Origin of the sequence: Achromobacter sp. NPDC058515, assembly GCF_042721735.1 — a bacterium.
Taxonomy (GTDB): Bacteria; Pseudomonadota; Gammaproteobacteria; order Burkholderiales; family Burkholderiaceae_B; genus Achromobacter.
The window spans coordinates 47948-70535 of record NZ_JBHXNI010000001.1; the positions used below are offsets into that span (position 1 = coordinate 47948).

A 22588-nucleotide genomic window follows, 5' to 3' on the forward strand; every position below is an offset into this window, starting at 1 on the left:
GGTGTCTGACACCCATGAAACAGCGGCTCAAGCTGAAGGTTGCCTCACACGGGTGTCAGACACCGGCAGAGCAATGACAGGCCCGGAATTTTCGGCTCGCCACTAGTCGCCATTTCAACTCCACTGCCCGATGGGCGACGCGGGCGGTGGGGCTGCGGGCGCCCGCAGCGCCGGGCGACCTACGAAGCGCTAACGTGGCCACCTACGAAAACCCAACGCAGCGCCCACGATGCCTTAAGGCAGCACCGACACCCCCTACAGCAGCTTCCCCGGATTCATGATCCCAGCAGGATCCATCACCTTCTTGATCTCCCGCATCAGCCTCAATTCAACAGCATCCTTGCTATGCAAGAAATGCTCCCGCTTCAACTGCCCGATCCCATGTTCCGCGGAAATACTTCCGCCATAACGATTCACCTCATCCAGCACCGCATCCGTGATCGCCGCCCCATGCTCCGACACCCAGTTGCGTGCGGCGCCCGCCGGGCGGGACAGGTTGTAGTGCAGGTTGCCGTCGCCGAAGTGGCCGAAGATGAAGGGGCGGATGTCCGGGTACAGCGCGCGCACGCGGGCTTCGGCGGACACCATGAAGTCGGGGATGCGCTCGATCGGCAGCGACACGTCGTGCTTGAGGTGCGGGCCGTCGGCGCGTTGGGCCTCGGAGATTTCTTCGCGCAGCTTCCACAGCGTCTGCAATTGCGCCAGCGACGCCGACACCGCGGCGTCCAGGCACAGGCCGCGTTCCAGCGCGGTGCCGATCACGTTTTCCAGCAGCGTGTTCAGGCCGGCTTCGTCGGCCGTGTCCGCCAGCTCCACCAGCACGTAGGCCGGATAGCGCTGGTCGAACGGTTCCTGCACGCCCTCGGCGTGCGTCAGCACCAGGTCCAGGCAATCGCCCGAGAAGTACTCGAACGCCTGCAGGCGCGCGCCGCATTGCTCGAACAGGATCTCGAACAGCTGCAAGGCCTGCGCGGGCGACTCGACCGCCGCCAGCACCACCGAACGCACATCGGTGCGCGGGAAGAGGCGCAGCGCCACCGCGGTGATCACGCCCAGCGTGCCTTCGGACCCGATCAGCAGCTGCTTGAGGTCGTAGCCCGTGTTGTCTTTGCGCAGGGTGCGCAGGCCGTGGAAGATCTCGCCTGTCGGCAGCACGGCTTCAAGACCCAGCACGAGTTCGCGCGCCATGCCGTAGCGCACCACGTTCACGCCGCCGGCGTTGGTGGCCACGTTGCCGCCGATCTGGCTGGAGTCTTCCGCGGCCAGGCTGAGCGGCAGCAGGCGCCCGGCGTCCTGCGCCGCACGGCGCAGATTCCCCAGGATGGCGCCGGCTTCGGCAACCATGGTGTTGGCCACGGTGTCGATGGAGCGCACGGCGTTCATGCGGTCCAGGCTGAGCACCACGTTGCTGGCGCCGCCGTCCGGCGTGGCGCCGCCGCACAGGCCGGTGTTGCCGCCTCGCGGCACGACCGGGACGCCGGCCTCCTGGCAAAGCGCCAGGCAGGTGGCGACTTCGGCGGTTGTGCGCGGACGCACCACGGCCTGGGCCTGGCCGTTGTACAGGCCGCGCCAATCGGACAGCCAGGGGGCGATGTCCGCCTCGGCGGTGAAGACGGTATCGGGGCCCAGGGCCTGGACCAGCCGTTGAGAGAAGTCGGATGCGCTCATGATGTTTGCTTTGCGGCGGGAAAGAGTAGATCGAGTTGCAGGCGGCTTGCCGCCTGCTGCAGATGGCGGATGGCGGCAAGCCGGGCGCCTTCGGGGTCGCGCGCGCGGATGGCCTCGAACACGGCCACGTGTTCCTGGTGTACGGCGGCGGTCAGCCCCTCTTGCAGGCGGCTGTTCGACCGCGCGGTGCTGACGGCCAGGCGCAGCTGCAGGTTCAGGTACTGCAGCAGGTCCTGGTAATGGCGGTTGTGCGTGGCGGCGGCGATGGCGACATGGAAGGAAATGTCGTGTTCCACGCCTTGCTCGGGATGTTCCAGATGCGCTTCCAGATCGGCCAGGGCGCGCTTCATGGCGGCGAGGTCCGAGGCGTCGCTGCGGACCGCCGCCAGCGCGGCCGCGCCGCCTTCCAGCTCCATCCGCAGCTCGTAGACGCTGGCCAGCTGTTCCCGGTTCACGGCGATGCCCGAGGACACCTGGAAGCCCTGCGCGCCGGTGCGCGACACCACGGTGCAGCCGGAACCCTGGCGGCTCTGGATCAGCCCCTGCGCCCGCAGGCGCTCGGTGGCTTCGCGGATCACGGCGGCGCTGACGCCGTACTGTTCGGCCAGGACGCGACCGGGCGGCAGCTTGGCGCCGACGGGATGCGCGCCGTCGGCAATCTCCGCGGCGATCTGACGGGCAACCTGCTCGGTGAGGGTAAGGCTCTTGGTCAACATGAGCCGATTATAAGCAGACTTTTCAGGTTATCTGATAACTTTTGGCGGAACTAGGGCCGAAATCCGCACGGGCCGGCGCAACCCGCCTTGAAGCCCCCTCAGGCCGCCACGGATGCGCCGCCGGGCACCGCCTGGTCCGCTGGCTCGTCCGCCGCGTCGACCACGCAGCGGCGGCCGCCTTGCGCCTTGGCCCGGTACAGCGCGGCGTCCGCCGAATCCAGCGCCGCCTGGGGCGTCCGGTTGGCGCCCGACATGATGGAGATGCCGATGGACAGGCCCACGCTGACGCGCGTGCCGTCCGCCAGCGTGATGGGCTGCGAGACGTCGCGCAGCAGGTGTTCGCCCAGCCGCAGGGCGGCGGTGGCATCGATGCCGGTCACCAGCACAATGAACTCGTCGCCGCCGATGCGGGCGGCCACGTCATCCACGCGCAGCATGGCGCGCATGCGCTCGGCGATGGTCTTGAGCACCTGATCGCCCGCGGCGTGGCCGTGGGTATCGTTGATGCGCTTGAAATCGTCCATGTCCATGTACAGCAGCGCCGCGGCGCTGTCGTGTCCGCGCGCGCTGGAACAAACCCGCTCCAGGGCCGCCTGCAGGCCCGCGCGGTTGGCCAGGCCCGTCAGCGCGTCTTCGCTGGCGCGGCGGTCGCTGTCCCGTTCGGCCAGCATGGTGGACACCAGGATGCGGTTGAGCCGGTGCGAGGCGATGCTCATGCTGATCAGGTAGAAGGGAATCTGGACGAAAACGATGGCCGTCACGTATTCGCCGGTGAACAGCGCGCCCAGGCACATCGGGCCGAGGCTCAGGAAGATCATGACCCCGACCAGCCGGGGCGCCCCGTAATTGCGAAAGCAGATGCCGCCGGCCATGGCGCCGCAGGACACCCCCGCCAGGGTGGCGGCCAGCCAATCGCCGTTGATGAAGGTGATGAAGACGCCATAGCCCACGCTGAACGCCCACAGCAGCGCCAGCAGGATGTAGATGTCGGTGTAGGTATTGCCGCCCGTGCGCGCCGCGCGCAGGGCGATCCGCAGGATGGTGACGCGGACGATGGCCAGCACCAGCTCCAGGATCAGCCACGAGATATACAGCGGTTCGGGGCGGCGCCAGGTGACCACGCCGGAGATCATCAAGGTGTTGATGACCCCGCCGGCAAAAATGGGGAGCGTGCCGAACAGACTGGCGATGAGCGCCGCGCGGATATCCGCGGGCGTGTCATGCCCGGAATGCGTCAACCAACGCGTCAGCCGCCACTTGGGCAAGCTGAACTTCAGTCCTGTATCCACGCCGTCGATTCCATGGCCATCTACCCGATTTCAGTAGGCTGGCTGGCGTTATAGCAGGTATTTCAAGCCTTTAGTATTGTCCCAGAGGGCAATACGGCCCGGATTCAGCCGTTTCCGCGATGGCCGCAAACCGCGCATTCGGGGTCGCGCTGGACGTTGACGCTGCGCCATTGCATGGTGCGCACGTCCAGCCACAGCAGGCGGCCGGACAGACTTTCGCCCACGCCCGACAGCAGCTTGAGCGCTTCCGCGGCCTGCATGCTGCCGATGATCCCGACGACCGGCGCAAAGACGCCCATGGTGGCGCAGTTGGCTTCCTCGACGTCGTCGGCTTCCGGGAACAGGCAGTGGTAGCACGGGGCGTTGTCGTCGCGCAGGTCATAGACGCTGACCTGGCCATCGAAACGGATGGCGGCGCCGGATACCAGCGGCTTGCGATGCTGCACGCAAGCGCGGTTGATGGCGTGCCGGGTCGTGAAGTTGTCGGTGCAGTCCAGCACCAGGTCCGCTTGCGCCACGGCGTCGGACAGGGCCTGGTCTTTCAGGCGTTCGACGCGCGCATGGACGCGCGTCTGGGGATTGAACGCCGCCAGCATGTCGCGGCCGGACTCGGCCTTGGGGCGGCCGACGCTGGCGGTGGTGTGCAGGATCTGGCGTTGCAGGTTGCTCAGTTCGACGACGTCGTCGTCGGCCAGGGTGATGTCGCCCACGCCGGCGGTCGCCAGATAGAGCGCGGCGGGCGAACCCAGTCCACCCGCCCCCACGATGAGCACACGCGCCGCCAGCAGTTTTTCCTGCCCTTCGATCCCGAGTTCGTCCAGCAGGATGTGGCGGGCGTAGCGCAGCAGTTGCTCGTCGTTCATTTGTCCTTGCTGGGCTCGACTCCGGTCGGCGTGATCTTCATGCGCTGGGCGGGGCCGCCGCCGGCTTTGGCGTCAGCCTTGGCCTGCGCGCGGGCAGAGCCCTTCTGCACCGGCTTGCCGGCCAGCAGGTTCAGGGCCTGCTGCAGCTGGAAGTCGTCCTTGCCGCCGAATTCGAACACCTTGGCCGGAAGGTCGGCGTTGTCCTGTTCGGCGTTGGACTTCACTTCGTTCGCGGTCTGCTGGTTGGAGAGGTGGCGTTGCAGGTCGGCTTCGCGCGGCAGGCGGAACAGGTCGCCGTCGGCCGTATCGGCAACGACGTAGTCCGGTTCGATGCCGGTGGCCTGGATGGAACGGCCGCTGGGCGTGAAGTAGCGCGACGTGGTGAGCTTGACCGCGGTGGTTTCGGACAGCGGCAGGATGACCTGCACCGAGCCCTTGCCGAACGTGCGGTTGCCCAGCACCTTGGCGCGCTTGTGGTCCTGCAGCGCGCCGGCCACGATCTCGGAGGCCGAGGCCGAACCGACGTTGACCAGCACGACCATCGGCACCGTCTTGGTCCAGGCCGGCAGGCCGGACAGGTAGTTGCTTTCGCCGCGGGCGTATTCCGAAGGCGTGGCCATGTACTTGTGGCGGGCGTCCGGCGTGCGGCCGTCCGTGGACACCACCAGGGCGTCGGGCGGCAGGAACGCGCCGGACACGCCGATGGCGCTGGTCAGGAGGCCGCCCGGGTCGTTGCGCAGGTCCAGCACCAGGCCCTTGGGCGGTTCTTTGGCGCCCAGTTCCTTCAGTTGCTTGGCCAGGTCGGCGCCGGTCTTTTCCTGGAACTGGGCGACGCGCACGTAGGCGATGCCGTTGTCCAGCATCTTGCTGCGCACGCTGCGCACCTTGATGATGTCGCGCACGATCTTCAGCACGATCGGCTGAGGACGGTCGGCGCGCATGATGGTCAGCGTGATCGGCGACTTGGGCGCGCCGCGCATGAGCTTGACCGCGTCGTTCAGGGTCATGCCCTTGGTGGGCGTGTCGTCGATCTTGATGATCAGGTCGCCGGCCATGACGCCAGCGCGCGCGGCGGGCGTGTCTTCGATGGGCGAGATCACCTTCACGAAGCCGTCTTCCGCGCCGACCTCGATGCCCAGGCCGCCGAACTCGCCTTGCGTCGCCGTCTGCATTTCGCGGAACGCGTCGGCATCCAGGTAGGCGGAGTGGGGATCCAGGTTCGACACCATGCCGGAGATGGCATTGTCGATCAGGGTCTTGTCGTCGACGGCCTCGACGTAGTTGTTCTTGATGGCGGCAAACACATTGCTCAGTTGCCTGAGCTCGTCCAATGGCAGGGGGCTGCCGCGCTGGGCGACCGCGGTCACGCCTACGCTTAGCAACACACCAGCCACCGCACCGATGGCAATCAGACCGAAACCGCGAAACTTACGAGTGCCCATGCACACTTCCCGAATTTTGTTTTCGCCGATGGGTTTGGTAATTTACCAATGGCTTTTACCAACGACATGTATTTGCCACGACGTATCCGCCAACGACATCAATCTACTGCGCCAGCCACTGGGCCGGGTCCACAGGAGCGCCACGATGGCGAATTTCAAAGTATAGGCCGGATTCCACTTGGCCGCCGGTTGCCCCTACCGTAGCAATAGTATCGCCACCTGTCACCGAATCTCCCACCCGTTTGAGCAGACTTTGGTTGTAAGCATAGACGGTCAGGTATTGCTGCCCATGATCCACAATGATGAGGTTGCCAAAACCACGCAGCCAATCGGCGTAGACCACCGTGCCGGGGGCCACCACCTTGACGGGCGTCCCTTCGGCTGCGCGCAGCACCACGCCCCGCCACACGCCGCCGTCCGGGCGGTCGACCCCGAATCTGCCCTGTATTTGCCCGCGCACCGGCATGGTCAGCCCATGGCGCAGGCCGTTGCCGCCGCCGACCGGCGCCGCGCGCGGGGCCTGCTGGGCGGACGCGCTGCGGGTTTGAGTGGCGGGTTCCTCGGCGGGTTCCGCCTTTTTTGGGGGATCCGCGGGTTTTACCTTGGGCGGCGCCTCGGCCGGACCGCTCAGGCGGGTCTGTCCTTGTTCAGCCGGGCGTAATCCGGCGGCGTCCGGGTCGGCCACGGCGACGGGGCCGCGCCCCTGGCGCGCCGCCGCTTCGACCTGTTCGCGCGCCTGGGCCGCTTCACGGGCCTCGCGGGCGTCACGCTCGCGGCGGGCGGCGCTGTCCGAAGCGACCTTGCGGTCGGCCTCGGCCTTCTTGCGGGCGTCTTCAGCCCGGCGTTCGGCCTCGGCGCGCTTCCTGGCTTCTTCGGCGGCGCGGCGCGCTTCCTCGGCCCGGCGGGCTTCCTCGGCCTTCTTGCGCGCCTCTTCGGCCTTGCGGGCCTCTTCGATCTGCTTGGCGATGGCCGCGTCCAGATCTGTGATGAGGCGCGACAGCCGCTGGTCGTCGCGCCCCAGCTTGTTGGCCTCGGCGCGCTGGGCCGCGATCTGCCCTTCCAGCTGCGCCAGCAGCGTCGCGCGCGCTTTCTGCTGTCCGACGAGCTCGGTTTTCTGCTCCGAGGTCTCGGCCACGACTTTTTCGATCTCGGCGCGCCGGGCGTCGGCGCGGCCCTGCAGGGCCGCCAGGCGGTCGATATCCGCCCGCAGCGCCTGCACGGCGCTGGCCCGCGCTTGCGATACGTAATCCAGGTAGCCCAGGTTGCGGCCCAGCACCTGGGGATCGTCGCCGGACAGGAGCGCCGTCCACGGCGACAGGCCGCTGGTGTACTGGGTGCGCAGCTGGTCGGCAAGCTCCACGCGGCGCTTGGCCAGCGCCAGCTCTTGGGCGCCGATCTGCTTTTCCAGCCCGGTCAGGTCCGCCTGCGCCTGGCGGTTGGCATCGGCCAGCTCCTTCAGGCGCAGGTTGATCTTGGAAATGGCCGATTCCGACTGCTTGAGCGCATCGGCCGCTTCCTTGCGGGCTGCCTCGCGGCCATCGATATCCTTTTGCAGGTTCTCGATGCGGTCGCGCAGGGCTGCCTGCTGCTTTTCGGCGTCGGACTGGCGTCCGGCAAGGTCGTTGGGCGCGGCGCGAGCCGACAGCGCCCCACCGGTCAACATGACCGCCAACAACAACCCTGCCGTGCGACGCATAGAGATATCAGTCCTTCTTAGCCTTGCCCTGGGCTGCGACCGCAGCCATGGCCGCCTCGATCTCGGCGGCATCGCCCAGATAATAGTGGCGGATGGGACGCAGGTCATCATCCAATTCGTAGACCAGGGGCTGGCCGGTCGGAATATTCAGGTTGACGATGTCGTCGTCCGACACGTTGTCCAGGTGCTTGATCAGCGCGCGCAGGCTGTTGCCGTGAGCGGCGACCAGCACCTTGCGGCCCGAGCGGATGGCCGGGGCGATGGATTCGTTCCAGAAGGGCAGCACGCGGGCCACGGTGTCCTTCAGGCACTCGGTGGCGGGGAGCTGGTCGGCCGGGATCTTGGCGTAGCGGCTGTCAAAGCGCGGGTGGCGCTCGTCGTCCAGCGACAAGGGTTCCGGGGCGATGGCGTAGGCGCGGCGCCAGACCAGCACCTGCTCGTCGCCATACTTGGCGGCGGTTTCGGACTTGTTCAGGCCTTGCAGCGCGCCGTAGTGGCGTTCGTTCAGGCGCCAGGTCACGCCCACGGGCGTGTACATGGCGTCCATGGCGTCCAGCGCGATCCACAGGGTGCGGATGGCGCGCTTGAGCACCGAGGAGTAGGCCAGGTCGAAGGTGTAGCCTTCTTTCTTCAGCAATTCGCCCGCCTTGCGGGCCTGTTCGCGGCCAGTTTCGGTCAGATCGACGTCGGTCCAGCCGGTAAAGCGGTTTTCAAGATTCCACTGGCTTTCGCCGTGGCGCATCAGAACGAGTTTATGCATGGTTTGGCACGCTTGCGGCGCGGGTTAAAGTTAGAGGATGGTTAAGGAATGCGCTCATTTTATAATTGAGCGATTTTGCCCTTGATTTTGCCCCGGCGCACCCGTCCACTTCCCGGACGCGGCGCATCAGGGTTCGCCTATCCCAGGCTAGTCGCCGCACTAGTCGACGCACTACAGGATGCCCCGTGGATCTTCTGCAATTCTTGCTCGATAAAAACAACGTCTTCATTGTCGCCGTTACCGTGATTTCCGGCGTCATGCTGGCCATTCCCGCCCTGCGCAAGGGCCGGACCGGATCCGCCGTCAGCACGACCGAAGCCATCCAGATGGTCAACCAGCGCAACGCCGTCTGGGTCGACGTGCGTCCCGCCGAGCAATTCCAGGCCGGCCACATCGCCCAGGCACGCAACGTGCCGGCAGCCGATCTGGAACAGAAGGCCAGCTCGCTGCCCAAGAACAAGCCGCTGGTCGTGGTTTGCGACAATGGCCGCGATTCGGCCCGCGCCGCCGCCAAGCTGCGCGCCCAGGGTTTCGCCGACGTGGTGCCGCTCGACGGCGGCATGCGCGCCTGGTCGGCCGCCAGCCTGCCGGTCACCCAGAAGGGTTGAACCCGGGGCCGCGCCCCCATCTACCTATTCTTGTACCCACCGGAGCGCCTATGAATAAAGTTGTCATGTACAGCAAGGACTATTGTCCCTATTGCGCGCGCGCCAAGGCTCTGCTGGAGCAGCGCGGCGTGTCCGACCTGGAAATCATCCAGATCGACCGGGAACCGGCCCAGCGCGACGTCATGATCGAACGCACCGGCCGGCGCACCGTGCCTCAAATCTTCATCGGCGATACCCATGTCGGCGGTTGCGACGACCTGATGGCCCTGGACCGCTCGGGTGGCCTTGCCCCCCTGCTGAACGGCTAATCGCCCCTTTTTGCCCCTCCCTCCAACGGAAACACTCATGGCTGATCAAGACCAAAACACCCAGCAAGAAGGCGGCAACGACGCGCCCTCGTTCAATCTGCAGCGCGTCTACCTGAAAGACCTTTCGCTGGAAATGCCGAATGCGCCCCACATCTTCCTGGAGCAGGAAGCGCCCCAGGTTGAAGTGAGCATCACCGTGGGCGGCCAGCGCCTGGCCGAAACCGTGTTCGAAACCACGGTCACCGTGACCGTCACCACGCGCATCAGCGACAAGGTCGTGTACCTGGTCGAAGGCACGCAAGCCGGCATCTTCGAAGCCGCCAACATCCCCGAAGAGCAGCTCGATCCGCTGCTGGGCATTGTCTGCCCGACGATGCTGTACCCGTACCTGCGCGCCAACATCGCCGACGCGATCACCCGCACCTCGATGCCGCCGCTGCACCTGACCGAAGTGAACTTCCAGGCCCTGTACGAACAACGCCTGGCCGAGCTGCAGCAGCAGCAAAGCGGCGCCAACGGCAACGGCAGCGACTCGGGCATCATCCTGCCGCCCGGCGCCACGCGCCAGTAAGCACGCCGCGGCGCCCCATGAACAAACCCGCTGAGCCGCGCTTGCGCGTTGCCGTCCTGGGTGCGGGCAGCTGGGGCACCGCGCTGGCGGCGGCCGCCAGCCGCCGCCACCCCACCCATCTCTGGGCGCGCGACCCCGCGCAGGCCGCCGCCATGGCCGCCACGCACGAAAACGCGCGCTATCTGCCTGGCGTTTCCCTGCCCCAGGCGCTGAACCTCTCCTCCGATCTCGACGCCACGCTGCGCAGCCTGCAAGAAGACGGCGCGCGCCGCCTGATCGTGCTGGGCGTGCCCGTTGCCGGTTTGACCGCCATTTGCGGCGAGCTTTCGCGCCGCCTGCCCGGGCTGGGATTGCAGGACACCCCCATCGTCTGGACGTGCAAGGGCTTTGAAGCCGACACGGCCAGGCTGCCCCACGAAATCATGCGCGAGGCCCTGCCCGGCGCGACGGGCGGCGCCCTGTCCGGCCCGTCGTTCGCGCGAGAAGTCGCGCAGGGCCTGCCCGTGGCGCTGACCGTGGCCAGCGCCAGCGCCGCCTTGCGCGAGGCCACCACCGCAGCCTTCCACGGGGCGGCGCTGCGCGTCTACGCCAGCACCGACCTGGTCGGCGTGGAAGTGGGCGGCGCGCTGAAGAACGTGATCGCCGTTGCCTGCGGCATCTGCGACGGCCTGGCGCTGGGCACCAATGCCCGCGCCGCGCTGATCACGCGCGGACTGGCCGAGATGACCCGTTTTGGCGTGGCGCTGGGCGCGCAGGCCGAAACCTTCGCCGGCCTGACCGGCCTGGGCGACCTGGTCCTGACCGCCACCGGCGAGCTGTCGCGCAACCGCCGCGTCGGCCTGGAAATCGGCGCCGGCCGCAAGCTGGCCGACATCCTGGCCAGCGGCATCACCGCCGAGGGCGTGCGCTGCGCGCGCGCCGCGCTGGAACGCGCCCGCGCCATCAATGTCGAACTGCCGATCACCGAAGCCGTGTGCGCCGTGCTGTTCGAAGGCGTGGCGCCCATGACGGCGGTATCCGCGCTGCTGGCGCGGGACGCCCGCTATGAACGGTCCGACTCGAACGACCCGCTGAACGACGCGGCTGGCCCCGCCTGACCCGCCCCCTGACCAACAACAAGACACGACGCACACTACCCCGAGGAGACATCCTTCATGACGCAAACCCGCAAGTTCCGGGTCGGCCCGCTGCTGCGCGGCCTGTGCCTGAGCCTGGCCGCAATCCTGCCCGCCGCCGCCCACGCGGACTGGCCCGATCGTCCGATCCACATGGTCGTGCCCTTCCCGCCCGGCTCGTCTCCCGACATCCTGGCCCGCACCATCTCGGAACCGCTGTCCCAGGCCCTGGGCCAGCCCATCGTGATCGACAACAAGCCGGGCGCGGGCGGCAACATCGGCACGCGCATGGTGTCGCAGGCCAAGCCCGACGGCTACACGCTGCTTTATACGATCAACGGCCCGCTGGTCACCGCCCCCACGCTCTATAAGAAGACGCTGGGCTACGACCCGCTGGCCGACCTGGATCCGGTCTCCCTGGTGGGCACCAGCCCCAACGTGCTGGTGGTGCCGGGCAGCCTGCCGGTCGATAACCTGCAGGACTTCGTCAAGCTGGTGAAGAGCCGCGGCAACTCGCTGAACTACGGTTCGGTCGGCGCCGGCAGCTCGGCCCACCTGGCGATGGAGATGTTCAAGGAAAGCGCCGGCATCGACCTGGCCCACATCCCCTACTCCGGATTTCCGCAGGTCATCACCGCCATCATCGGCGGCGACGTCCAGGCGGGCTTCATGGTGCCGGCCATTGCCGTGCCCCAGGCGCGCGACGGCAAGGTGAAGCTGCTGGCCGTGACCAGCCTGCAGCCAAGCGAAGCGCTGCCGGGCGTTCCCACGATGGCCTCGCAGGGCTACCCGGACTTCGAAGCCATTTCGTGGAACGCGGTGCTGGTCCCCGCCGGCACGCCCACGCCCGTCATTGAACGCCTCAACAGCGAACTGGCGCGCGTCATCGGCAGCGAGGCCGTCCGCAAGCAGCTGGCGCTGCAGTACTTCACGCCCGCGCCATCCACGCCGGAAGCCCTGACCGCCCGCATCAAGAACGAAAAGGCGCGCTGGGACCAGGTGATCGAAAAGCTGAAGCTGTCGCTCGATTGAGCGTCAATTTGGCCGGTGTCTGACACCCTTGAAGCGGCGCTACAAGCTGACGCCCACCTCTCACGGGTGTCAGACACCGGCGTCGTACTAGACGCCGCCTTCGTAGCCTTGCTGGCGCCAGGCCTCGAAGACGGTGACGGCCACGGCGTTCGACAGGTTCAGGCTGCGCTGGCCGGCGCGCATCGGCAGCCGCAGCCGCTGCTGGGGCGGGAACATTGCCTGGTGCTCATTCGACAAGCCCGCCGTTTCGCGGCCGAACACGAACACATCGCCCGGCTTGAAGCTGATGTCGGCCACGCTGCGCTGGGCCTGGGTGGTCAGCGCATAAATGCTGGACGGCGCCGCGCCCGTATCCGCCAGCGCCTCTTCCAGCGTGTCGTGAACGCGCACTGGCTGCCATTCGTGATAGTCCAGCCCCGCCCGGCGCATGCGGGCGTCATCCAGTTCAAACCCCAAGGGACGCACCAGGTGCAGCTGCGCGCCGGTATTGGCGCACAGCCGGATGGCGTTGCCGGTATTGGGAGGGATCTCGGGGCAGACGAGGATGACGTGGAACATGGCGGATAGGACGCTGGAGAGGCCGGCGGCCCGGGAGTGGCCGCAATGCCGGGATTGTCGCCGATTTGCCGCGGCGCCGCCCCGCTGCGCGGACCGGGCCGTGGCGAACTCACGGCGTGCGCGCAGCCACCAGCACCGTTACGCTGGCCGCGCCCGCGGCCAGCAAGGCGACGGCCGCGGCGTTGGCGGTGCTGCACGTGGTCATGACGTCGTCGACCACGGCCACATGCCGCCCTTGCACCCGCCCCGCGCACAGGAACAGGCCGGCCGCGCCCCGCTGCCGGGCGCGCCGGCCCAGGGTGGCTTGCCGCGGCGTCTCGCGCCGCCGCGCCAGCACGTGGCGCGGCGCGGGCAGGTTCAGCTCCGCCGCGAGGCTGCGGGCGATTTCGGCCGCCGGGTTCATGCCGCGCTGGCGCAGGGACGCCCGGCTGGCGGGAATGGGGACAAGCAGGACGTCCGCTGGCAACGGCGCGTCGGCGCGGACCGCCGCCGCCATGAGCCGGGCCAACACCGGCGCCATGCTGAGCCGCAGCTGCGTCTTGAGCATGAGGATCAGGGTGTCCGCGGGCGGCTCGTAGTCGAACGCCGCCAGTGCGCGGGTGAAAGCCCGAGCCTCGCCCAGGCAGGCGGCGCAGTGCGGCACGCCGGCGGGCGGCCGCAGGGCGCACCGGGAACAACGCAGCGGCGCCCCTGGAGGCGCGGCGGTGATATCGGCCTGGCAGCCCCGGCACAGGCGCGCGCCCGCCACCCGGCCGCCGCACAGCGGGCAATCGCAGCCCACCCGAGACAGCAGCCGCCGCCCCATGCCCAGTAGGGGCAATCGGAACCTGGGGCCGGGATGCGCAATAATGTGTGCCATCCCTCATGAAACCATGTTCCGCCCCGCGGCGACGCCCGGGCGCGACCGAAATGTCCCTGCCAGAATCCGCAACGCTTCCCCCCCTGCCCATCGTCAGCGCCGACGTCCCCCGGCAATTCGCCCGCCGCGGCGACCTGTCCGACGCCCAGTTCCTCTATGGCGAGGTGGCCCGCCGCATGCTGGGACGCCTGCAGTACATCCGGGTGCAGCCCCAGGCGATGCTGGACGCGGGCTGCGGCGCCGGCGACAACCTGCCGCTGCTGCGCGAGCGCTATCCCGAGGCCGCCTACACCGGCCTGGACAATTGCGAACCGCTGCTGGAGCGGGCCCGCAAGCGCCATGCGCCCGCCGGCCTGTCGGCCTGGATCGGCAAGCTGGCCCGCCGCGGCCCGGCCGCCCCAGCCTTTGTGAACGCCGATCTGGCGCAAACGCGCCTGGCGCCCGAATCGCTGGAGCTGGTCTGGTCGAACCTGGCCATGCATTGGCACCGGGCGCCGCACGCCGTGCTGGCCGAATGGCGCCGCATCCTGAAAGTGGGCGGGCTGGCGATGTTCTCCTGTCTGGGGCCGGCCACGCTGCGCGAGCTGCGCCAGGCGCTGGCCGACGCGGGCTTGCGCACGGCCACGCCGTCCTTCGTGGACATGCATGACTTTGGCGACCTGCTGGTGGAAAACGGCTTCGCGGACCCCGTCATGGACCAGGAACTCCTGACCCTGACCTACCGCAGCCCGGAAAAGCTGCTGGAAGACGTGCGGGCGCTGGGCGGCAACCCCGCCGAAGGCCGCCGCGGCGGGCTGGTGGGCCGCGACTGGCGCGCGCGCCTGTGCGCCGCGCTGGAAGCGCAGCGCCGGCCGGACGGCCTCATTGCCCTGAGTATTGAAGTGGCCTATGGCCACGCCTGGCGCGCCGCGGCGCATCGGACGGTGGCCGGCGAGACCCGGCTGTCCGTCAGCGCGATCGGCGGCCGGCACCGCGGGAACCCCTGACCCGGAGCCCCGCGACTTGCCTGCCTAGTGCAGGCGTTCCGGCACGCTGACCCCGGGCTCGGAGGCCGACAGGGCCTGCATGGGCTCGGATGTCGCGCGGATCCGGCGGCGCAGCACGGCCGTGGGTTCGGCGGGGGCCGCGGCAGGCGCCGCTTCGCCGCGCCAGACATTCGCCATGGATTCCACCACCAGCGGCAGGTCGCGCAGGCGATGGTACTGGCTGCGCAGCCAGCGCGAATCGTTGCCGCTGCGCATGGCTTCGTCGCGCAGGGCGGCGATCATGTCGCCCGTGCCCAGCTCTTCCGCCACGGGCATCAGGCGCTGGAACAAGGCGCGCAGATGGTCCATCAGGCGCAAGCGCTGGCCGTCCGGCGTCACGTAGCTGCCCTGCAGGCCGAAACGGCAGGCCTGGAAGTGATTGCTGCGGTAGGAGAGCCAGGCGTTGTCGCTGGGATCGCCCTCGCGCATCAGCAGCACGGCCAGGGCCTGCGCGAACGCGGCGATCTGGCAGGCGCGCTCCACCGTCAACGGCGTGTCGCAGACGCGGATCTCGACCGTGCCGAACTCGGGCTTGGGGCGGATATCCCAATACAGGTCCTTGATGCTTTCCGCCAAGCCATAGGCCCGGAGCTGGGCAAGATGCGCTTCGAACTGGTACCAGTCCTTCACCTCGGGCGGCATGTGGCCGGCCAGCGGGAAGCTGTTGACCGCATTCAGGCGCGAGCACGAGAACAGGGTGTCCACCCCCTCGCAGTACGGCGACGAGGCCGACAGGGCGATGAAATGCGGCACGTAGGGCGACAGGCGGCGCAGCAGCTTGATGGAGTCGTCGCCGCTCTTGACGCCCAGGTGGATGTGCTGGCCGAACACGGTAAATTGACGCGCCAGGTAACCATACATTTCGGCCAGGTACTGGAAGCGCGGGGTATCCGAGATGGAGCGCTCTTGCCAGCGCATGAAGGGGTGGGCGCCTCCGCCCGCGACCGACACGCCGACCGCGTCGGCGGCTTCGACCAGCGCATCGCGCATTTCGCGCATCTCGGCCAACAGGCCCATGGGGTGCTCGTGCACCGAGGAGTTCAGTTCAATCATGGAGCGCGTGATTTCCGGTTTCACGCGATCGGCGATGGGGTGGTTGGCCATCTGGGCCAACAGTTCGTCAGAGGCTGCGGTAAGGTCAAAACTGCGCGGGTCGATCAGTTGCAGCTCGAGTTCGATGCCCAGGGTGTTGGGGGCCGACGAAATGAACGGGATCTGTTCCATCTCGGACTCCTTTGGAATGTTTGGATGAGGGTACGCGCCGTTCGACCTTGAAGCCCGGCAACTTCCCGGGGGGCGCTAGACGGCGACTTGTGAACGCATGATAGCCGCAGCTTTGTGGCAAAACGATTGAAAATCGTGACATTTGTGTGCAACATCGCGAAGCATCCGGTTTTGCCCCCTGAGAGAAAGTGAGCGAGTGCTTACAACATAGAAACGGCGGGGCTTCCCGGCCAGCGGCGTCCGCTGATCCAGTCTGGAAGGGGATTTCGGGAAGGGGCGGGATAACCCTGATTAGGGTTATCCCTGACGAAAATCAGGCCTCGCAGCCGTTTATTTGCGCCAGAAAATCGGCGTGAACAGGACCAGCACGGTCAGCAGTTCCAGGCGCCCGATCAACATCGCAAAGGTGCAGACCCAGATCTGGAAATCGGACAGCACGGCGAAGTTGCCCATGGGGCCGACCGGCCCCAGCCCCGGGCCGGTGTTGTTGATGCTGGCGAAAACGGCCGAGAAGGCCGTGATCGGGTCCAGGCCGGACAGCAGCAGCAGGCTGGTGAACACGGCGATGGACAGGCCGTAGAACAGCATGAAGGCCAGCACCGACGACATGGTCCGGGTTTCCACGGCGCGGCCGTTGATCCGGACCGGACTGACCGCATGCGGGTGCAACATCGTCACGAGCTCGTTGCGCGCCTGCTTGACCAGCAGGATCGCGCGGATCATCTTGATCCCGCCGCCCGTCGACCCCGCCGACGTGGCAAAGCCCGACAGGAGCAGCATCGTCAGCGGCGCGAACAGCGGCCACTGCGCGAAGTCCGTATTGGCGTAGCCCGTGGTCGTGGCCATCGAGATGGTGTTGAACATGCCGTAGCGCAGCGCCTCCAGCGGTTCGGTGTAGACGCCCTTCAGGAGCAGGAAGACCGAAATGACCAGCCCGACCCCCAGCACGACAACCAGGTAGGGAATGGCTTCCGGGCAGCGCACGTAGGCGCGCGGACTGCGCTGGCGGAACGCGTTGAAATGCGTGGCGAAGTTGATGCCGGCGATCAGCATGAACACCATGGCCACCATTTCCACCGCTACCGAGTCGAAATGCGCGAATCCGTCGTCCCAGGTGGAAAACCCGCCCAGGCCCATGGTGGTGGCCATGTGGCACCAGGCCTCGAACCAGGACAGCCCGGCCGCGCGGTAGGCCAGAAAGCAGAGGATCGAAAACACGAAATACACCGCGTACAGGGCCTTGGCCGTGCTGGCGATGCGGGGCGTCAGCCGCTCGTCCTTCATCGGCCCTGGCGTTTCGGCCCGCACCACCTGGTGGCCGCCGACCCCCAGCAGGGGCAGAATAGCCACGGCCAGCACCAGGATGCCCATGCCGCCGATCCAGATCAGCGTCGCCCGCCACAGGTTGATCGACGCCGGCAAGGCGTCCAGGTTGGTCAGCACCGTGGCGCCGGTGGTGGTCAGGCCCGACATGGCCTCGAAGTACGCGCCGGTGAACGACAGCGGCAGCCCGGCGCCATGGAAATAGAGCAGCAGCGGGATCGCCGCCAGCAAGGGCAGGCCGGCCCAGACCGCCGACACCAGCACGAAGCCGTCGCGCGGGCGCAGTTCGCTGCGGTTGCGGCGGGTCAGCGCGGCCAGGCCGCCGCCGATGCCCACCGAGATCAGGAAGCCGTGCAGGAAAGCCTCGCGGGCGGCGTCGCCGCCCACATAGGCGATCAGCAGCGGGATCAGCATGGTGAGGGCGAACATCACCATGGTGAGGCCCAGGATATACAGGGTGGCCAGGATGCGCTTCATGGGGCTTAACCAGCCGCGCGGGGCCCGCGGGGAGGAACGGGGCGGCCGCGCATCAGAAGAAGGACGCCGAGACTTGGAACAGCTTTTCCACGCGCGGCATCTGCTGGCGCGAAGGCACGAAGACGATGACGTGGTCATCGGTCTCGATCACGGTATCGGCGTCCGGCAAGATGATTTCATCGCCGCGCACCAGCGCGCCGATGCTGGCGCCCTTGGGCAGGCTGATCTGCCCCACCTTGCGGCCCACCACCTTGGAGGTGGAGCGGTCGCCGTGGGCGATGGCCTCCACGGCCTCCGCCACGCCCTGGCGCAGGCGGTGGACGGCGGCCACGTCGCCGCGGCGCACGTGGCGCAGCAGTTCGCTCATGGTGGCCTGCGACGGCGACACGGCGATGTCGATATGGCTGCCCTGCATCAGTTCGCCGTAGGCTTGGCGGTTGATCAGCGCGATCACCTTGCGCGCGCCCAGCCGCTTGGCCAGCAGCGAGGACATGATGTTGTCCTCGTCGTCGCTGGTCAGGGCCAGCCACGTGTCCATGTCCTCGATGTTCTCGCGCTCCAGCAGGGCTTCGTCCGTGCCGCTGCCATGCAGGACCAGCACGCTGTCGGGCAGCTGGGTCGCCAGGTATTCGCAGCGCTTCAGGTCGTGCTCGACGATGCGGACGCTGTATTTTTCCTCGGCAAGCTGGCGCGCCAGCCGCAGGCCGATGTTGCCGCCGCCCGCGATCATCACGCGGCGCACGGCCCGTTCGGCCTCGCGCAGCTGCCTCACGGCGCGGCGCGCATCGCGCGAATCCACCACCAGCACCACCTCGTCGCCCGGCGCGACGACGGTGCCGCTGCCAGCCCGCAGCGGCCGGCCGCCGCGCAGCACGTCGATCACGCGCGCCTTCACGTCGGGCCAGACGTCGCGCAGCTTGTCGACGGGCGAATGCGCCATCGGGCTGCCATGCCCCACCCGCACGGTCACGACGCAGACGCGCCCCTCGGCGAACTCCACCACCTGCAAGGCTTCCGGGAATTCGATCAGGCTGTGCAGATAGGTGGTGACGCTGCGCTCGGGGCTGATCAGCGCGTCGATGCAGAAGCCGTCTTCGCTCATGAGTTCCGGGTGTTCGGGGAACTCGGCGGAGCGGATGCGGGCAATGCGGCGGGGGATGTTGAACAGCTGGCGCGCGATCTTGCAGGCCACCATGTTGGCGGCGTCGGAGGCCGCACAGGCGATGAGGAGATCGGTGTCGGCGGCGCCGGCGGCTTCAAGCACCGACACCTGCGAGCCGTCGCCCAGGACGACGCGCAGGTCGAAGTGCTCTTGCAGATACTGAAGCTGGGCAGGATCGGAATCGATGACCGTGATGTCGTTTTGCTCGGACACCAGGTTTTCCGCCACGCTGGTGCCTACGCGACCAGCGCCCATGATCAGGATCTTCATGTGCTGCGCTTGCGCGCCGACTCAATGCCCAATTGCTTGAGCTTGCGATAGAGGTGGGTGCGCTCCAGCCCGGTCCGTTCGGACACGCGCGTCATGCTGTGGCTTTCCCTGACCAGGTGGTACTCGAAATAGATGCGCTCGAACTCGTCGCGCGCTTCGCGCAGCGGCTGGTCCAGCGAGATGCTGCCCAGCTGGCCGTTGGACGTGACCGGGACCTCGTTGGCGGGCGCCGCGGCCAGGGTGGGAGGGTCGAGCTCGTCTTCCAGCGCCACCACGGGGCTGGCCGCGGCCGGATGCGCGGCGACAGGCGCCGGATGCGGGGCGCGGCCGCGCGCCAATCCCGCGGCGACGGTCTTGAGCAGACGTTGCAGCGTGATGGGCTTTTCCAGGAAATCCATGGCGCCGATGCGCGTGGCCTCGACCGCCGTATCGATGGTGGCGTGGCCGCTCATCATGATCACCGGCATGTCGAGCAGGCCCTGCGAGCCCCACTCTTTCAGCAAGCTTACGCCATCGGTGTCGGGCATCCAGATGTCCAGCAACACCAGGTCAGGACGCATGCGCAGGCGCGCGGCGCGCGCCTGCGCCGCGTTTTCGGCCAACTCGACCGTGTGTCCCTCGTCGTAAAGGATTTCCGACAAAAGCTCGCGTATACCGACTTCGTCGTCAACCACCAGAATTCTGGCCATAAAGCATCCACCTATTGCGTAGCCGCATTATCCTTTTCTTGCGCGGTCGCGTCCATAGTGTCGGCCCCGGGAGCCAGCCGGGTCAACAAGATGGAAATCCGCGCGCCCCCTTCCTTGCGGTTCGCAAGGTCGATACGCCCGCCATGCTCTTCCACAATCTTGCGTACGATTGCCAATCCTAACCCAGTCCCGTGGGACTTGGTGGTTACGTAGGGCTCGAACGCGCGCTGCATGACCTGGGGCGGGAAACCCGGCCCGGTGTCGGCAACCGTGAACCGCAAAGCCTGGTGCTCCGCGCGGTCGGGCTGCTCGCTGCGCATGAGCTGGGTCGTCACGCTGACCCGCCCCTGGCCGCCCAGTTCCGCGATCGCATCGCGGGCGTTGGACAGCAGGTTGTGGATCACCTGGCGCAACTGGGTCGGATCGCCTTCGATATCGGGCAGGTCGGGGCCCAGGGTCACGTCCAGGTTCAGCGCTTTTTCGGTCAGGCGCGGCGAGCCGCCGTCGGGCTCCCAGCCGTACAGCGAGAGCACGTCCGCCACCAGGGCGTTGAAGTCGATGCGCTGCATGACGGCCGGCGGCGTGCGGGCGTACTCGCGGAAGTCGTCCACCATCTGCTTGAGCGAAGCCACCTGATTGACGATGGTGTTGGTGGAGCGCGCGACGATCTGGGCCTCGGCCGGCGGCAGCTTGCCTTCCAGCTTCATGGCCAGGCGCTCGGCGGACAGCTGGATCGGAGTCAGCGGGTTCTTGATCTCGTGTGCGAGGCGGCGCGCCACCTCGCCCCAGGCCACGGTCCGGTTCGCGGAAATCACTTCGGTGATGTCGTCGAACACCACCAGATAGCCGTTGCCGCGCCCGTCCACCCGCAAATGCGTGCCGCGCGCCAGCAGCGTGAGGGGTTGCGGGGCAGTGGGCGCATCGCCCTGGGCCGGACCGATCTCGAACTGCTGCTGCCAATGCTGGCGCTCGGAACCGACCGCCGCGTGGGTGGAAAACGCCTGCCGCACGATGTTGGCGAACTCCAGCATCCCGTCCGCGGTCTCCAACGGACGGCCGATGACCGAGCGCAGGTCCGCCCCCAGGATGGTCTGGGCGCCCTGGTTGACGGTGGTGACGCGGAACGACTCGTCAAACACCAGCACCCCGGAAGACAGGTTGGACAGCACGCTTTCCAGATAGACGTTGGAGCGTTCGAGCTGCTGGCGGTTGCTCTCGACCATGCGGCGCGCCTCGTCGAGCTGGCGCGTCATGGCGTTGAACGAACGGGTCAACTGGCCGACTTCGTCGCGCTCGGGAGGCTCGGGCAACGGCCGGTAATCGCCCACGCCCACCGCCTGCGTGCCGCCCGCCAGGCTGAGCAGCGGGCGCACCAGGCGCTTGGACAGGGACAGCGCGACCGCGATGGCGCCGAAGGCGGCCAGCAGCAGGGCGAGCGTCAGGGTGATGCCGTACAGCTTGCGCAGGCCCAGCCGGGACAGCGCAAGCTCCTGGTAGTCGCGAAAGCCCTGTTGCACCAGGTTGGCGTTGTGCGCGATCTGCTCGGGCACCGGCTGCAGCAGCTGCAGCCACCGCGGCTCCGAGGCCGGCCCCAGCAAGTTGTCGTAGCGGTCCGGCCCGCTCAGCGGGATCACCACGCGCAGGTGCAGCCCGCCTTCGGCGCCCGGCGTAACGGGGTCATCGGCTTCGGCGGCGGAATAGCCGCGGGCCAGCCGCAACTGGTTCATGACGGTCGAGGGCGGCATGGCGGGCAGCAGTTGGCCATATTGGCTGGTCGAAAACGCCACCATGCGGCCGCTGCCGGTGAACACCATGGCTTCCTGCACGCCGTTGGCCTCGCGCAGGCGCGTCAAGGCCAGCATCACGCCGCTGTCGGTGCTGCGGTTCAGTTCCACGGCCATGGACCGCGCGCGCGCGTCCAGGTCGGCCAGCAGGGAATCCAGCGCGGCGCGGCCCAGGTTCAGGCCCGCTTCCAGCGCCGTGTCCACGCGCACGTTGAACCAGGATTCGATCGAGCGCGACATGAACTGCACGGACACGGTGTAGATCAGGGCGCCCGGCACGACGCCGATCAGGGCGAATGCAAGCGAAAAGCGCGCCGTCAGCCGCGCGCCGAACTGCCGGCGGCGGATCTGCCGCGCCAGGCGCACCGTCAACGCCACCACCCAGATGAAGAGCGCCAGCGCGAAAATGCCGTTCAGGACCAGCAGCGTGTCGTAATAGCGCGCAAAGCGCGAGGCATTGCCGGTGGACCATGCCAACAGGCCCAGCAGCGCCAGGCCGCTCACGGCGCCGACCATCAGGGCCAGCCGAAGCAAACGCCTCATGAGGGATTCTTCTCCTTGTCGCCCAGCATGAACGAGAACTCCATCCACGGGGTGCCCTGCGCCCAAGAACTGCTGTTCAGGGCATTGACCTGGAACGGCCTGGGCAAGAGCGAGGTGTCCAGGCGCAGACGCAACTGCCCGCCGTAGACCACCCCTTCGCTGAGATCGCCGGCATCCGCCACCCGCCAGTTGCGGATATGGCGGATGACGCTCATGGCGTCATCCAGCGAGGCGACCGGGAAGGACAATTCGCCCACGCCGGCGCGCCACTGGCGGGTCAGCGCGTTGTAGACCACGCGCCAGGTCCGCGACGTATCCACCAGGGACTCGTCGAACCAGTACCAGCGCTCGCGAGTGATGGTCAGGTCGGCTGTGAAATATAGCGGCACGCCGCGCTGGGCGGCGTCCCGCAACTGCTGATTCAGTTCGAATTCGATGTCCGCGTCGATTTCGAGATTGCCCCCGCGCACCACCGGGTCCACCCGCGTGACGCGGGGCTCGGCCGCATGCGCTTCGCCACCCGGCGCAAAGGAAAGCAAGGCAGATACCAGCAACAACCCAAGAAATAAGCGCGAAATAATGGACATACGACACCGAAACTACGTC

General features: G+C 67.6%; 21 protein-coding genes. 6 read left to right on the plus strand and 15 right to left on the minus strand.

Features of this window, described 5'->3' with window-relative positions:
• Positions 1 to 255: 255 nt before the first annotated feature.
• From ACFWP0_RS00235 to gpmA, 7 genes are all read right to left on the minus strand, one after another.
• Positions 256 to 1668 (minus strand): FAD-binding oxidoreductase, encoded by a 1413-nt coding sequence (locus ACFWP0_RS00235; protein ID WP_377838924.1) that lies wholly within the window; start codon positions 1666 to 1668, stop codon positions 256 to 258.
• The gene (locus ACFWP0_RS00240) at positions 1665 to 2384 is read right to left on the minus strand and encodes a FadR/GntR family transcriptional regulator (protein WP_377838926.1); all 720 of its coding nucleotides are present in this window, start codon (positions 2382 to 2384) and stop codon (positions 1665 to 1667) included. The genes ACFWP0_RS00235 and ACFWP0_RS00240 overlap by 4 nt, the downstream gene beginning before the upstream one ends.
• A 98-nt stretch (positions 2385 to 2482) precedes the next feature.
• The gene (locus ACFWP0_RS00245; RefSeq protein WP_377838927.1) at positions 2483 to 3673 is read right to left on the minus strand and encodes a diguanylate cyclase domain-containing protein; all 1191 of its coding nucleotides are present in this window, start codon (positions 3671 to 3673) and stop codon (positions 2483 to 2485) included.
• A gap of 104 nt (positions 3674 to 3777) precedes the next feature.
• Positions 3778 to 4536, minus strand: a complete 759-nt coding sequence (locus tag ACFWP0_RS00250) for a HesA/MoeB/ThiF family protein (RefSeq protein ID WP_377838929.1) — start codon at positions 4534 to 4536, stop codon at positions 3778 to 3780.
• The gene (locus ACFWP0_RS00255) at positions 4533 to 5978 is read right to left on the minus strand and encodes a S41 family peptidase (RefSeq protein WP_377838930.1); all 1446 of its coding nucleotides are present in this window, start codon (positions 5976 to 5978) and stop codon (positions 4533 to 4535) included. The genes ACFWP0_RS00250 and ACFWP0_RS00255 overlap by 4 nt, the downstream gene beginning before the upstream one ends.
• Before the next feature lie 103 nt (positions 5979 to 6081).
• Positions 6082 to 7674, minus strand: coding sequence for a peptidoglycan DD-metalloendopeptidase family protein (locus tag ACFWP0_RS00260; RefSeq protein ID WP_377838931.1), 1593 nt, complete (start codon positions 7672 to 7674; stop codon positions 6082 to 6084).
• Positions 7675 to 7681: 7 nt separating this feature from the next.
• A complete protein-coding gene (gene gpmA / locus ACFWP0_RS00265; RefSeq protein ID WP_377838933.1) occupies positions 7682 to 8434 on the minus strand; it encodes a 2,3-diphosphoglycerate-dependent phosphoglycerate mutase in 753 nt (250 codons plus the stop codon).
• 185 nt (positions 8435 to 8619) lie between these two features.
• On the opposite strand from gpmA, the gene ACFWP0_RS00270 reads away from it, so the two are divergent.
• Genes ACFWP0_RS00270 through ACFWP0_RS00290 form a run of 5 tightly spaced genes read left to right on the plus strand, consistent with a single transcriptional unit; the run spans position 8620 to position 12068 of the window.
• Positions 8620 to 9042, plus strand: coding sequence for a rhodanese-like domain-containing protein (locus ACFWP0_RS00270; RefSeq protein WP_377838934.1), 423 nt, complete (start codon positions 8620 to 8622; stop codon positions 9040 to 9042).
• Positions 9043 to 9092: 50 nt separating this feature from the next.
• The gene (grxC, locus tag ACFWP0_RS00275; RefSeq protein ID WP_377838935.1) at positions 9093 to 9350 is read left to right on the plus strand and encodes a glutaredoxin 3; all 258 of its coding nucleotides are present in this window, start codon (positions 9093 to 9095) and stop codon (positions 9348 to 9350) included.
• 37 nt (positions 9351 to 9387) lie between these two features.
• The gene (gene secB / locus ACFWP0_RS00280; RefSeq protein WP_377838936.1) at positions 9388 to 9921 is read left to right on the plus strand and encodes a protein-export chaperone SecB; all 534 of its coding nucleotides are present in this window, start codon (positions 9388 to 9390) and stop codon (positions 9919 to 9921) included.
• A 17-nt stretch (positions 9922 to 9938) separates the two neighbouring features.
• Positions 9939 to 11018: an NAD(P)H-dependent glycerol-3-phosphate dehydrogenase gene (locus ACFWP0_RS00285; RefSeq protein WP_377838937.1), complete on the plus strand. Its 1080-nt coding sequence runs from the start codon at positions 9939 to 9941 to the stop codon at positions 11016 to 11018.
• Positions 11019 to 11075: 57 nt separating this feature from the next.
• Positions 11076 to 12068 (plus strand): Bug family tripartite tricarboxylate transporter substrate binding protein, encoded by a 993-nt coding sequence (locus tag ACFWP0_RS00290; protein WP_377838939.1) that lies wholly within the window; start codon positions 11076 to 11078, stop codon positions 12066 to 12068.
• An 87-nt stretch (positions 12069 to 12155) separates the two neighbouring features.
• On the opposite strand, the gene ACFWP0_RS00295 is transcribed toward ACFWP0_RS00290, so the two are convergent.
• Positions 12156 to 12626, minus strand: a complete 471-nt coding sequence (locus tag ACFWP0_RS00295; RefSeq protein WP_377838940.1) for a tRNA (cytidine(34)-2'-O)-methyltransferase — start codon at positions 12624 to 12626, stop codon at positions 12156 to 12158.
• A 109-nt stretch (positions 12627 to 12735) separates the two neighbouring features.
• A complete protein-coding gene (locus tag ACFWP0_RS00300; protein WP_377838941.1) occupies positions 12736 to 13485 on the minus strand; it encodes a ComF family protein in 750 nt (249 codons plus the stop codon).
• Between the two features lie 50 nt (positions 13486 to 13535).
• Here ACFWP0_RS00300 and ACFWP0_RS00305 point away from each other — a divergent pair, with 50 nt between their 5' ends.
• Entirely contained in the window at positions 13536 to 14471 is a 936-nt protein-coding gene (locus tag ACFWP0_RS00305; RefSeq protein ID WP_377838943.1) for a methyltransferase domain-containing protein, read from the plus strand.
• A gap of 24 nt (positions 14472 to 14495) precedes the next feature.
• Here ACFWP0_RS00305 and ACFWP0_RS00310 read toward each other — a convergent pair whose 3' ends face one another.
• The 6 genes from ACFWP0_RS00310 to ACFWP0_RS00335 form a co-directional block, all read right to left on the minus strand.
• Positions 14496 to 15734, minus strand: a complete 1239-nt coding sequence (locus ACFWP0_RS00310) for a YbdK family carboxylate-amine ligase (RefSeq protein WP_377838944.1) — start codon at positions 15732 to 15734, stop codon at positions 14496 to 14498.
• 330 nt (positions 15735 to 16064) lie between these two features.
• The gene (locus ACFWP0_RS00315; RefSeq protein ID WP_377838945.1) at positions 16065 to 17534 is read right to left on the minus strand and encodes a TrkH family potassium uptake protein; all 1470 of its coding nucleotides are present in this window, start codon (positions 17532 to 17534) and stop codon (positions 16065 to 16067) included.
• Between the two features lie 52 nt (positions 17535 to 17586).
• Positions 17587 to 18966: a Trk system potassium transporter TrkA gene (gene trkA / locus ACFWP0_RS00320; protein ID WP_377838946.1), complete on the minus strand. Its 1380-nt coding sequence runs from the start codon at positions 18964 to 18966 to the stop codon at positions 17587 to 17589.
• Entirely contained in the window at positions 18963 to 19655 is a 693-nt protein-coding gene (locus ACFWP0_RS00325; protein ID WP_377838948.1) for a response regulator, read from the minus strand. Before ACFWP0_RS00325 ends, trkA begins: the two co-directional genes overlap by 4 nt.
• An 11-nt stretch (positions 19656 to 19666) precedes the next feature.
• Complete coding sequence (locus ACFWP0_RS00330; protein WP_377838949.1) at positions 19667 to 21982, minus strand: ATP-binding protein; 2316 nt, start codon at positions 21980 to 21982, stop codon at positions 19667 to 19669.
• Complete coding sequence (locus ACFWP0_RS00335; protein ID WP_377838950.1) at positions 21979 to 22569, minus strand: DUF4390 domain-containing protein; 591 nt, start codon at positions 22567 to 22569, stop codon at positions 21979 to 21981. Before ACFWP0_RS00335 ends, ACFWP0_RS00330 begins: the two co-directional genes overlap by 4 nt.
• Between the last annotated feature and the right edge of the window lie 19 nt (positions 22570 to 22588).